The 11877-nt window shown below is 71.0% G+C and carries 11 protein-coding genes and 1 pseudogene; 10 read left to right on the top strand and 2 right to left on the bottom strand.

The window, feature by feature from the left end; translation table 11 throughout:
* Positions 1-70: 70 nt before the first annotated feature.
* Positions 71-736 (bottom strand): cholesterol catabolism transcriptional regulator KstR, encoded by a 666-nt coding sequence (gene kstR / locus JYA75_RS00785; RefSeq protein ID WP_006943416.1) that lies wholly within the window; start codon positions 734-736, stop codon positions 71-73.
* Between the two features lie 92 nt (positions 737-828).
* On the opposite strand from kstR, the gene JYA75_RS00780 reads away from it, so the two are divergent.
* From JYA75_RS00780 to JYA75_RS00735, 10 genes are all read left to right on the top strand, one after another.
* The gene (locus JYA75_RS00780) at positions 829-2973 is read left to right on the top strand and encodes an acyl-CoA dehydrogenase family protein (protein ID WP_185713901.1); all 2145 of its coding nucleotides are present in this window, start codon (positions 829-831) and stop codon (positions 2971-2973) included.
* A 65-nt stretch (positions 2974-3038) separates the two neighbouring features.
* Entirely contained in the window at positions 3039-4097 is a 1059-nt protein-coding gene (locus tag JYA75_RS00775; protein ID WP_185713900.1) for an acyl-CoA dehydrogenase family protein, read from the top strand.
* Entirely contained in the window at positions 4082-5233 is a 1152-nt protein-coding gene (locus JYA75_RS00770) for an acyl-CoA dehydrogenase family protein (RefSeq protein WP_006943410.1), read from the top strand. Before JYA75_RS00775 ends, JYA75_RS00770 begins: the two co-directional genes overlap by 16 nt.
* Positions 5234-5247: 14 nt before the next feature.
* Entirely contained in the window at positions 5248-6285 is a 1038-nt protein-coding gene (locus JYA75_RS00765; protein WP_203329579.1) for a bifunctional MaoC family dehydratase N-terminal/OB-fold nucleic acid binding domain-containing protein, read from the top strand.
* Positions 6282-6689, top strand: coding sequence for a MaoC family dehydratase (locus tag JYA75_RS00760; protein ID WP_161996066.1), 408 nt, complete (start codon positions 6282-6284; stop codon positions 6687-6689). Before JYA75_RS00765 ends, JYA75_RS00760 begins: the two co-directional genes overlap by 4 nt.
* On the top strand, positions 6686-7858 hold the full coding sequence (locus JYA75_RS00755; protein ID WP_029540803.1) for a lipid-transfer protein: 1173 nt from the start codon (positions 6686-6688) through the stop codon (positions 7856-7858). The genes JYA75_RS00760 and JYA75_RS00755 overlap by 4 nt, the downstream gene beginning before the upstream one ends.
* A gap of 81 nt (positions 7859-7939) precedes the next feature.
* Positions 7940-8659 (top strand): TetR/AcrR family transcriptional regulator, encoded by a 720-nt coding sequence (locus tag JYA75_RS00750; RefSeq protein WP_185713898.1) that lies wholly within the window; start codon positions 7940-7942, stop codon positions 8657-8659.
* Between the two features lie 57 nt (positions 8660-8716).
* Entirely contained in the window at positions 8717-9535 is an 819-nt protein-coding gene (locus tag JYA75_RS00745) for an SDR family NAD(P)-dependent oxidoreductase (RefSeq protein ID WP_029540809.1), read from the top strand.
* Between the two features lie 77 nt (positions 9536-9612).
* Positions 9613-10596: a daunorubicin resistance protein DrrA family ABC transporter ATP-binding protein gene (locus JYA75_RS00740; protein WP_006943394.1), complete on the top strand. Its 984-nt coding sequence runs from the start codon at positions 9613-9615 to the stop codon at positions 10594-10596.
* On the top strand, positions 10593-11396 hold the full coding sequence (locus JYA75_RS00735) for an ABC transporter permease (protein WP_006943393.1): 804 nt from the start codon (positions 10593-10595) through the stop codon (positions 11394-11396). The genes JYA75_RS00740 and JYA75_RS00735 overlap by 4 nt, the downstream gene beginning before the upstream one ends.
* 109 nt (positions 11397-11505) lie before the next feature.
* Here JYA75_RS00735 and JYA75_RS00730 read toward each other — a convergent pair.
* Positions 11506-11859: pseudogene (locus JYA75_RS00730) on the bottom strand (pyruvate kinase alpha/beta domain-containing protein); the annotation flags it as partial.
* Positions 11860-11877: the final 18 nt, after the last annotated feature.

Raw genomic sequence — 11877 nt, 5'->3', positions numbered from 1 at the left:
GCTCGGCGTCGTCTCCCCTGTCCGGTTCGGGACGTGTTTCCCGTTACAGTTCCGCTCCTCGCGGCGCAGGTCAGCCTTCCTGGACCGGAATCGAGGCCGGACGCTGCGATCCGTCGCCGAGCAGCAGCTCGACGGTCAGCTCCAGCCGGCGCGCGACGTCGGTCGCGGACGAGCGCCGCGTCAGCCACGCCACGAGGTTCGACAACCACACGTCGCTGATGACGCGGGCGATCGCCAGTTCCTCCTCGGTGGGCTCGCCCTCGTTCATCGCGCGGGCGAAGAGCCGGTCCATGAGCAGGCCGACCTGATCGACCTCGGCGGCGGCCGAGGCGTCGGCGAACATGAACGCCCGGGTCATGGCTTCGGTGAGAAGCGGGTCACGTTGCATCGCCTTCGTGATCAGGCTCAGGATCAGTTGCATCCGCTCGAGCGGCGTGTGGCCCGGGGGGATCTTGCCCTTGCCCTCGATGCGCGCGAACTCGCGGCCGAGGGCCGAGACGAGCAGGTGCACCTTCGAGGGGAAGTACCGGTACAGGGTGCCGACGGCCACGTCGGCCTTCTCGGCGACGGAGCGCATCTGTACGGCCTCGTACCCACCCTTGGAGGCGAGCGCCAGGGTGGCGTCGAGTATCCGCTTGCGCCGTTCCTTCTGGGCGTTGGAACTGAGATCGTCCTCGGTGAGGGCGGTCAGAGTTCCGCCGCCGCCGGTGGAACGTGAGCGGGACGATGTCGTCATCGAGATGTCTTCCTCTGCCTTGACTCTGAACCGGCTGTCATATTAGAACACGTTCTAGGCATCGTGTCATTCCCGAAAGGCGGAAACCCGCTGTGAGCATTGCCACCACCGAGGAACAGCAGGCCGCGCAGGCCTCTGTACAGGCCTGGGCGCGCGCCACAGCGCCGATCCAGAACCTACGCGAACGACCGGCGACCATGTGGCGGCCGGGGTGGGAATCGCTCGCCGACCTCGGAATCTTCGCCGTCGCCGTGCCCGAGGCCGCGGGCGGCGCCGGCGCCGGCGTCGTCGACCTGGCGACGATGCTCGAACAGGCTGCGCACCACCTCGCGACGGGCCCCGTCCTTCCCACCGCCCTGGCCGCGCTCGTCTTCGGCCGCGCCGCCGGCACCGACGGCGCCAAGTGGACGGACCTCCTGGCCGAGGGCGCCCTGCCGACCGCCGTCGCATTGGACGGCGCGCTCACCGCGACGACCCGGGAGGGCGGGTACGACCTCGACGGCGACGCGGGCCCGGCGCTCGGCGGCGAGCCGGGCGTCGCGGTCCTGGTCCGCATCGGCACCGACGGCGGGACCGAACGCTGGGCGCTGCTCGACGCCGACACCCCCGGACTGAACCTCGAACCCCTCGACACCCTCGACAAGTCGCGGGCGCTCGCCCGCGTGCGGCTCGCCGGCGTCGCCGTCACCACCGACCGGGTCGTCTGCGTCCCGGCAGGCCTGGTGCGCGACCTCGCCGCCACGCTCGCCGCCGCCGAACTCGCCGGCGTCGCCGGCTGGGCCCTGGCCACGGCCGTCGAGTACGCCAAGATCCGCGAACAGTTCGGCAAGCCCATCGGCTCGTTCCAGGCGATCAAGCACCTGTGCGCCGAGATGCTCTGCCGTACCGAGAAGATCCGCGCGGCGGCCTGGGACGCCGCCGTGGCGGCCGACGCGGCCCCGCACGAACTGCCCCTGGCCGCGGCCGTCGCGACCGCCGTCGCCCTCGACGCCGCCGTGCAGAACGCCAAGGATGCCATCCAGGTGCTCGGTGGTATCGGCTTCACGTGGGAGCACGACGCCCACCTGTACCTGCGCCGCGCCGTCGTCACCCGTCAGCTGCTCGGCGGCTCCGCCGCGTGGCGGGCCCGGGTCGCCGGCCTCGCCCGCTCCGGCGCCCGCCGTCACCTCACCGTCGACCTGAGCGCCTTCGACGACGAACGCGTGCGCATCCGTGCCGAGATCGCGCAGCTCCTCGACCGGCCCGGACCGCAGCGGCGGGCCGCGCTCGCCGAGGCCGGGTTCCTGGCCCCGCACTGGCCGCCGCCGTACGGCCGGGGCGCGCACGCCGCGCAGCAGATCCTCATCGAGGAGGAACTCGCGGCCGCCGGCGTGGACCGGCCCGATCTGGTGATCGGGTGGTGGGCCGTGCCCACCATCCTCGAGCACGGCACCGCCGAGCAGATCGACCGCTTCGCCCTGCCGACCCTGCGCGGTGAGATCGTCTGGTGTCAGCTGTTCTCGGAGCCGGGCGCCGGATCCGACCTGGCGTCGCTGCGCACCGCCGCGGAGAAGGTCGACGGGGGCTGGCGCCTGCAGGGACAGAAGGTGTGGACCTCGCTGGCCCAGGAGGCCGACTGGGCGATCTGCCTGGCCCGCACCGACCGCGACGCCCCGAAGCACAAGGGCATCACCTACTTCCTCGTCGACATGAAGTCCGCGGGCATCACCGTCTCGCCGCTTCGGGAGATCACCGGCGACGCGCTCTTCAACGAGGTGTTCCTCGACGGCGTGTTCGTCCCCGACGAGTGCGTCGTCGGCCCGCTCGGCGGCGGGTGGAAGCTCGCCCGCACCACGCTCGCCAACGAACGGGTCGCGATGAGCGGCGGATCCTCGCTGGGGAAGGCGGTCGAGCAGCTGCTGGACCTGGTGGCACCCGGCGACCCGGTCGCCGAGGACCGGATCGGCGGGCTCGTCGCCGAGGCCACGGCCGGGTCGCTGCTCGAGCTGCGGACCACCCTCGCGCAGCTCGACGGTCAGGACCCCGGCCCGGCGTCGAGCGTGCGCAAGCTGATCGGCGTGCGGCAGCGCCAGGACACCGCGGAGCTCGCGTTGGATCTCGCCGGTGCGGCCGGCTGGGTCGAGGGCCCCCTCGCGCGCGAGTTCCTCAACACGCGCTGCCTGACGATCGCCGGCGGCACCGAGCAGATCCTGCTCACCCTCGCGGCGGAGCGCCTGCTGGGCCTGCCGCGCGGCTGACGGGTGCTTCCACCCGCCCTGCCGAGGTGATACAACTAGAACACGTTCTAATCGAAGGTGGAAACGTGGACTTCGCTCGTGACGACACGCAGGAGGCCGTGGCCCAGGTCGCCGTCGACCTGCTCGCCCGCGACCTGAGGCCGGACGAACTGTGGCGCGCCCTCGCCGACGCCGACCTCCTCTCCCTCGCCCTGCCCGCGCGGCTCGGCGGCGACGACCTCGGCGTCGCCGAGGTCACCGCACTGCTCACCGAGATCGGGCGACGTGCCGCACCCGTCCCCGCCCTGGCCACCCTCGGCTTCGGTGTGCTGCCCGTCCGGATCCTCGCCGCCGACACGCAGCAGGACGAGCTGCTCGCGGGCGTCGCCGACGGCGCCGTCCTCACCGCCGCCCTCGCCGAGGTCGGCCGCGCCTTCCCGGCGTCCCCCGCCGCCACGGCGGTACCCGACGGCGAACGCCACGCCGTCACCGGGCACTTCGTCGGCGTGCCCTACGCGGCGACGTCGCGAAAGATCCTGGTGCCCACCGACGCCGGTGTGATCGCCGTCGAACCCACGGCACCGGGCGTGACCCTGACCGAGAGCCCGTCGTCGGCGCACACCCCCGAGTGCTCCGTGCGGCTCGCGTCCGCGCCGGGCCTGCTCCTCGGCGACGGCGCCGACCCGGCCGCCGACGTCGCCGTCCTGTACCGCCTCGCCCTCGCCGCGGTCGGCGCCTACGCGGACGGACTGCTTTCGGGCGCAACGCAGCTCACCGCACAGCACGTGAGCACCCGGCACCAGTTCGGCAAGCCGCTCGCCGCCTTCCAGGCGGTGGCCCAGCAGATCGCCGACGTCTACGTCACCTCCCGCACCCTGCACGTCGCCGCGCTCGCCGCGGCCTGGCGGGTCGCGCAGGACGCCCGCAGCGCCGCCGCGGACGACGACCTCGACGTCACGGCGTACTGGATCGCCACGGAGCTGCCGCCCGCCGTGCGCGTGCTGCACCACCTGCACGGCGGTCTCGGTGTGGACGAGACCTATCCGCTGCATCGCTATTCCTCGACCGCAAAGGATCTGGCGCGTCTGCTCGGCGGCGCCTCGTACCGACTCGACCTCGTGGGGGCCCGGTGTTCATCGATCTGACCGACGAGCAGCGCGCGCTGCAGGCGGAACTGCGACGGTACTTCGCGGACCTGATCTCCCCCGAGGAGGCCGCGATCATGCGCACCGAGCGCCACGGCCCCACCTACCGGGAGGTCGTGCGCCGGATGGGCAAGGACGGCTGGCTCGGCGTCGGCTGGCCCGTCGAATTCGGCGGCCGCGGCTTCGGTGAGGTCGAGCAGCAGATCTTCGTCAACGAGGCCGTGCGCGCCGACGTGCCGCTGCCCAGTGTCACCCTGCAGACGGTCGGGCCGACCCTGCAGGTCTACGGAACCGAGGAACAGAAGCGGAAGTTCCTGCCCGCCATCCTCGCCGGCGAGGTCCACTTCGCGATCGGCTACTCCGAGCCCGACGCCGGGACCGACCTCGCCGCACTGCGCACCACGGCCGTGCGCGACGGCGACCACTACGTCGTGAACGGGCAGAAGATCTTCACCACCGGCGGCCACGACGCCGACTACGTCTGGCTTGCGGTGCGCACCGGCAGCGCCGACTCGAGGCACCGCGGCATCTCGATCCTCATCGTCGACACCAAGGACCCCGGCTTCGGCTGGACCCCCATCATCACCTGCGACGGCGCGCACCACGTCAACGCCACGTACTACAGCGACGTGCGCGTCCCGGTCGAGATGCTCGTCGGCGAGGAGAACGAGGGCTGGAGGCTGATCACCACCCAGCTCAATCACGAACGCGTCATGCTCGGCCCCGCCGGCCGCGTGGGCGGGCTCTACGACCGGGTGTTCGCCTGGGCCCGTTCCCGGGACCTGCTCGGCGAACCCGACGTGCGGCGCGGGCTCGGCGAGATCCACGCGACGTTCCGGCTCAACGAACTGCTCAACTGGCAGGTCGCCGCCAGCGAATCCGAGGCGGTCGACATCGCGGACGCGTCGGCCACCAAGGTGTTCGCCACCGAACGCATCCAGCGTGTCGGCCGGCTCGCGGAGGAGATGGTCGGCCGGTTCGGGGATCCCGGCGACCCGGAGACCGCGGACCTGCTGCGCTGGCTCGACATGCAGGTCAAGCGGAACCTGGTGATCACCTTCGGCGGCGGTGTCAACGAGGTGATGCGGGAACTGATCGCGACGGCGGGCCTGGCCATGCCCCGGGTCCCGCGGTGAAGGGGGACGTGTCGATGAGCGCCGCCGTGCCGGGCCCCCACGACGAGATCCGCGCGGCCGCCGAACGCGTCCGCGCCGACGGGCCGTCCAAGCCGCGTGCGGGCCGCGACCGGGTGAACCTGCCGCTGATCCGCAACTGGCTCGAGGCGATCGGCGACGAGAACCCGATCTACACAGACGAATCCGCCGCGATCGCGGCCGGGCACGGCGGCCTCGTCGCGCCACCCGCGATGGCGCAGGTGTGGACCATGCGCGGCCTCGGCGCCAAGCGCGAGGAGGACGATCCGCTCCGCCGGATGACGGAGATCCTCGACGAGGCGGGCTACACGTCGGTCGTCGCCACGAACTGCGATCAGGTCTACCACCGCTATCTGCGCCACGGCGAGGAGGTGACCATCGAGTCCACCCTCGAAGACCTCGCCGGACCGAAGAAGACCGGCCTCGGCGAGGGCTGGTTCTTCACCACCCGCAGCGTGTGGAAGGTCGGCGACGAGGTGGTCGCCGAAATGCTCTTCCGCATCCTCAAGTTCGCGCCGCCCCTCCGCGAGACCGGCCGAATGTCACATTCTGTCGATTCAACCGAACCGATGTCACATTCGGCCCCGACGGTTCCGGCGGACCTCGACCCCACCCGCATGCTGCGGCCGTCCGCGTCGCAGGACACGCGGTTCTTCTGGGACGGTGTCGCCGCGCACGAACTGCGTATCCAGCGGCGGCCCGACGGCACGCTGCAGCACCCGCCGGTGCCGGCGCTGTGGCTGGCCCAGGACGAGACGACCGACTACGTCGTCGCGTCGGGCCGCGGCACCGTCTTCAGCTACGTGGTGCACCACGCGCCGAAGGTGCCGGGGCGGACGGTGCCGTACGTCGTCGCCCTCGTCGAACTCGACGAAGGCGTTCGTATGCTCGGCGAACTGCGCGGGGTGGACCCCGGCGACGTGCGCATCGGGACGCCGGTCGAGGCGATCTTTCTCGATTTCCCGGGCGACGACGAGACCGGCGGCGATCCCTGGACCTTGTACGCCTGGCAGCCGAGCGAGGAGAGCGCATGAACGCGGGAACGGTCACCGTCGGACAATCCTTGCCGCCGTTGACGATCCGGGCCGATCCGACGTTCGTCGTCTCGACGGCCTTGGCCACCAGGGACTTCCAGGACGTGCACCACGACCGCGACAAGGCGCAGCAGCGCGGGTCGAAGGACATCTTCGTCAACATCCTCACCGACACCGGGCTGGTGCAGCGCTATGTCACCGACTGGGCCGGTCCGCGCGCGGTGCTGAAGTCGGTCTCGCTGCGGCTGGGGGTGCCCTGGTACGCGTACGACTCGCTGACCCTGACCGGGACCGTCGCCGCCGTCGAGGACGACGGGCGCATCACCGTCGACATCGTCGGCAAGAACGGTCTGGGCGACCACATCACCGCGAAGGCCGTCCTCGAGATCGGAGGCTCCGCATGAGCGACCTGTCCCGCCGCGCCGCCATCGTCGGCATCGGCGCCACCGACTTCTCCAAGGACTCCGGCCGCAGCGAACTGCGCCTGGCCGCGGAGGCGGTGCGGGCGGCGCTGGCCGACGCCGGCCTGCGCCCGGCGGACGTCGACGGCCTGACCTCCTTCACGATGGACACCAACACCGAGATCGCCGTCGCACGTGCGGTGGGGATCCCGAGCCTGAAGTTCTTCTCCCGCGTCCACTACGGCGGCGGCGCGGCATGTGCCACCGTGCAGCAGGCGGCGATGGCCGTCGCCACCGGCGTCGCCGACGTGGTGGTGGTGTACCGGGCCTTCAACGAGCGCTCCGGGGCGCGGTACGGTCAGGTCAACACCGCGCTGTCCGCGCAGGTCAACTCCTCCGGCACCGACTACGCCTTCTCCTATCCGCACGGCCTGGGCACCCCCGCTTCGTTCGTGGCGATGGCCGCCCGGCGCTACATGCACGTCACCGGGGCCACCAGCGCGGACTTCGGGAAGGTCGCCGTCGCGGCCCGCAGGCACGCCGCGACGAATCCGCATGCCTTCTTCCACGGCAGGCCGATCACCCTCGACGACCACCAGAATTCGCGGTGGATCGCGGAACCGCTGCACCTGCTCGACTGCTGCCAGGAATCCGACGGCGGCGTCGCGCTCGTCGTCACCACGACCGAACGGGCGCGGGACCTGCCCCAGCCGCCGGCCGTGGTGGCGGGGGCCGCCCAGGGCAGCGGACCGGACCAGTACATCATGGCCAGCTACTACCGTGACGGCCTGACGGGGCTGCCCGAGATGGGCATCGTCGGCCGCCAACTGTGGGAGCAGTCCGGCCTCGGCCCGCAGGACGTACAGACGGCGGTGCTCTACGACCACTTCACGCCGTACGTGCTCATGCAGCTCGAGGAACTCGGGTTCTGTGGGCCCGGCGAGGCGAAGGACTTCGTCGCCGACGGGGCGATCGAGCTCGGCGGCCGGCTGCCCCTCAACACCCACGGCGGCCAGCTCGGCGAGGCATACATCCACGGGATGAACGGCATCGCCGAGGCGGTGCGCCAGCTGCGCGGCACATCCGTCAATCAGGTTCCCGACGTGGAGAACGTACTGGTCACCGCGGGCACCGGCGTGCCGACGTCGGGACTGGTGCTGGCGAGGAGCTGAGGGCGGCGGTGTCCGCCCGGACCCGGGAGGATCCGGCCGGACATCACGGCCGGGAGCCGACCGGGACGGTATAAGTAGGACATGAATTCCGCCTCACACTCAGGCCGCGGCGACGCGGGCCGCGACGCCGACTGGGACGGACCGGCGCCGTCCATGGCGCCGGCGGACCTGCTGCACGACCCGCCGGTCACCCAGCGCGGGGCGCGCCGCCGCGCCGAGCTGATCGCGGCGGCCCGGATCGTCTTCGAGCGGTCCGGGTTCCTCGACAGCAAGCTCACCGACATCACGCGTGAGGCGAAGTGCTCGACGGGGTCCTTCTACACGTACTTCAACAACAAGGAGGAGGTGTTCGCGGCCGTCCTCCAGGAGGCCCAGGAGGACATGCTGCACCCGGGGATGGGCCGGGCCGCGGGCACCGACGACCCGTACGCGGTGCTCGAGGCCAGCAACCGGGCGTACCTCGAGGCGTACCGCCGCAACGCCCGCCTCATGGTGCTGCTCGAGCAGGTCGCGAGCATCGATCCGCGCTTCCGCGAGCTGCGGCGTCGGCGCGGCGAGACCTTCATCCGGCGCAACGCGCGCAGCATCGCGGAGCTGCAGAAGCGCGGCATCGCCGATCCGGAACTCGATCCGATGCTCGCCTCGCGCGCGCTGTCGGGCATGGTCAGCCGCCTGGCCTACTCGACGCTCGCCCTCGGCGACGCCGAGCCGGTGGATTTCGACGTCCTGGTGACCACCCTGACGCGGCTGTGGGCCAATGCGCTGCGGATCCCGGAGCGCGCCGCCACGGCAACCACTTGAACTCGAGGTTTGATTCAACTAAACAGAGAGGCATCATCCCCGACGAGAGGAACGCCAGTGCACGTCGAAGGCAAGGTCGCCGTTGTCACCGGAGCCGGTAACGGGATCGGCGCCGCACTCGCTGCCCGGCTCGTCGCCGCGGGAGCGCGGGTGCTCGTCGCCGATCTCGACGGCGACGCCGCGCAGCGCGTGGCCCGCGAACTCGATCCCGACGGCGCCGGTCTGGCCGTGGGCGTCGGCGCCGACGTCGCCGACCCCGACCGGATCCGGGAGATCGTCGACCGCGCCGAGGCCGACCTCGGTCCCGTCGCGCTGTACTTCGCCAACGCCGGAGTCGCCGGGGCAGCGGGGCTCGGCGCCGACGAGTCGGCCTGGGACCTCGCGCTCGACGTGAACCTGCGCGCGCACGTGCGGGCCGCGCAGCTGATGGTGCCGCGATGGCTCGAGCGCGGCGAGGGCTACTTCGTGAGCACCGCCTCCGCCGCCGGGCTGCTCACCCAGATCGGTTCGGCCACCTACTCGGCCACCAAGCACGCCGCCGTCGGATTCGCCGAATGGCTGTCGGTCACCTACGGCGACAAGGGAATCCGCGTCAGTTGCGTGTGCCCCATGGGGGTGAACACCCAGCTGCTGCACGAGGGGGAGACCTCCGGCGAGGGGCTGGGCGTGGCGGCCGCGCGGGCCGTCACCTCCGCGGGGGCGGTCCTCGAACCGGCCGACGTCGCGGAGGTGGTGCTCGCGGGGGTCGAGGCCGAGCAGTTCCTGATCCTGCCGCACCCCGAGGTCCTCGACATGTACCGGATGAAGGGCGCCGACTACGACCGCTGGCTCACCGGAATGCGGCGCTATCAGGAACGACTGCTGGCCGGTATCTGACGAGCCGGGAAAACCGCTCGAAACCTGTCGGAGGTCTGTAGCACACTGGGGCGCACATCCGACGACGGGGAGGACTCATGGCCGACGCCATAGTCGCCGAGGGGTTGATCAAGAGGTACGGACGGGTCACGGCCCTCGACGGAATCGATCTGCGAGTCCCGGAAGGGACGGTGACGGCGCTGCTCGGGCCCAACGGCGCCGGCAAGACGACCACGGTGCGGGTGCTCACCACCCTGCTCGTACCGGACGAGGGCCGGGCCACCGTGGCGGGACTCGACGTCGTCGCCGACGCGCGCGCTCTGCGTTCGCACATCGGCGCCTCGGGCCAGTACGCCGCGGTCGACGAGTATCTCACCGGGTTCGAGAATCTCGAAATGGTCGGTCGCCTCTACCATCTGGGTATCAAGCGCAGCCGCGAGCGGGCGCGTGAGCTGCTCGAGCAGTTCGACCTGGTCGAGGCCGGGGACCGTCCGGTCAAGGGCTACTCCGGCGGCATGCGGCGCCGGCTCGACCTCGCCGGTGCGCTGGTGGCGCAGCCACCCGTGCTGTTCCTGGACGAACCCACCACCGGGCTGGACCCGCGGGCCCGGCTCCAGCTGTGGGAGGTCATCGACCAGCTCGTCGCGCAGGGGACGACGCTGCTGCTCACCACCCAGTACATGGAGGAGGCGGAGCGGCTCGCAGACCGGATCGCGGTGATCGACCGGGGCGTCGTGATCGCCCGCGGCACCGCCGACGAACTCAAGAGCCTCGTGGGCGGGGAACGCATCGAGCTGGGGGTCGCGGACGCCGCCACGATCCCGACCGTGCGCCGCGAGCTCGACGACCTCGCGGTCGGCGAGATCCAGGCCGACGCGGGATCCGGTCGCGTCACCGTGCCGGTCAGCGACACCGGCTCGACAGGCAGCGGCGCCGATGTGCTGGCCACGGCGCTCGGCCGGCTGTCCGCGGCGGGCATCCGCGTCACCGATGTGGCGTTGCGCAAACCGACACTGGACGACGTGTTCCTCGCCCTCACCGGGCACGAGGCGGACGAGAAGATCGAGGAGGCGGTGGGATGAACACGGCTCAGATGATGGTGTCGGACGGGGTCACCATCGCCAAGCGCAACGTCATCAAGATCAAGCGCGTGCCCGACCTCATCGTCTTCACGATGCTCTCGCCGATCATGTTCGTGTTGCTGTTCGCGTACGTGTTCGGCAGCGCGATCCAGGTTCCGGGGATGTCCTACCGCGAGTTCCTCATCGCCGGCATCTTCACCCAGACGGTGATCTTCGGGGCGACCTGGACCGGTCTGGGCATGGTCGAGGACCTGCAGAAGGGCATCATCGACCGGTTCCGCTCGCTGCCCATGGCGCCGTCCGCGGTGCTGGTCGGCCGCACCTCCACCGACGTGCTCATCAACGTGCTCAGCCTGGTGGTGATGTCGCTGACGGGCCTGCTCGTCGGGTGGCGGATCCACTCGTCGTTCGGGGAGGCCCTTGCCGGATACGCGCTGCTGTTGTTGTTCGCCTACGCTCTGTCCTGGGTGATGGCGGTGGTGGGGATGTGGATCCGCACGCCGGAGGTGTTCAACAATGCGAGCTTCATGGTGATTTTCCCGTTGTCGTTCGTGGCCAACACGTTCGTCGACATCTCCTCGCTGCCCCCGGTGCTGCAGACGATCGCGGAATGGAACCCGGTGTCGGCCCTGACGCAGGCTGTGCGGGAGTTGTTCGGCAACACCAATCCGGCGATGCCCGTGTCGGACGCGTGGCCGCTGCAGAACCCGATCCTGGCGTCGCTGCTGTGGACGGCCGCGATGCTGATCGTGTTCGTGCCCTTCGCGATCCGTCGCTACCAGAAGGCCGTCAGCCGCTGAGGAACCCTGGTCGACGCGCTGGGGTCGCGCACGGGCCGCGGCCCCAGCCGTCGAACGCGCTACGCGGTGCTCGTGGCCGGACTGGTGCACTTGCCCCCCGACCTGATGGTCAGTGGGAGGTGTGGTCGTTGGTGCCGATGCGGTGGACGTGGATGAGGTCGGTCGAGCCGATGGTGTTCGGGGGTGATCCGGCGACGATGACGACGAGGTCGCCGTGCCGGTAGCGGTCGAGTCGGAGGAGGGCGGTGTCGACTTGGCGGATCATGTCGTCGGTGGTGCGGACGGGGTCGACGAGGAAGGTCTCGGTGCCCCACGTCAGGGCGAGTTGGTTGCGCACTTCGGGCAGCGGGGTGAAGGCCAGTAGTGGCAGCGAGGTGTGCAGGCGGGCGAGGCGGCGGACGGTGTCCCCGGATCGGGTGAACGCGACGAGGGCTTTCGCGTGCAATCGCTCCCCGATGTCGCGGCCGTCTCCCGGCGGACG

The sequence above is a fragment of the Rhodococcus sp. PSBB066 genome, assembly GCF_017068255.1.
GTDB lineage: Bacteria > Actinomycetota > Actinomycetes > Mycobacteriales > Mycobacteriaceae > Rhodococcus > Rhodococcus aetherivorans.
Note: the sequence above shows the minus strand (reverse complement) of the source record. Positions and strands in the feature narration are given on the sequence as shown.

Bases quoted from the DNA above. Each gene is read 5' to 3' on its own strand.
- JYA75_RS00740 (WP_006943394.1), top strand. From the start codon at position 9,613: ATGGCCGACGCCATAGTCGCCGAGGGGTTGATCAAGAGGTACGGACGG.
- JYA75_RS00765 (WP_203329579.1), top strand. From the start codon at position 5,248: ATGAGCGCCGCCGTGCCGGGCCCCCACGACGAGATCCGCGCGGCCGCC.
- kstR (WP_006943416.1), bottom strand. From the start codon at position 736: ATGACGACATCGTCCCGCTCACGTTCCACCGGCGGCGGCGGAACTCTG.
- JYA75_RS00760 (WP_161996066.1), top strand. From the start codon at position 6,282: ATGAACGCGGGAACGGTCACCGTCGGACAATCCTTGCCGCCGTTGACG.
- JYA75_RS00750 (WP_185713898.1), top strand. From the start codon at position 7,940: ATGAATTCCGCCTCACACTCAGGCCGCGGCGACGCGGGCCGCGACGCC.
- JYA75_RS00735 (WP_006943393.1), top strand. From the start codon at position 10,593: ATGAACACGGCTCAGATGATGGTGTCGGACGGGGTCACCATCGCCAAG.
- JYA75_RS00755 (WP_029540803.1), top strand. From the start codon at position 6,686: ATGAGCGACCTGTCCCGCCGCGCCGCCATCGTCGGCATCGGCGCCACC.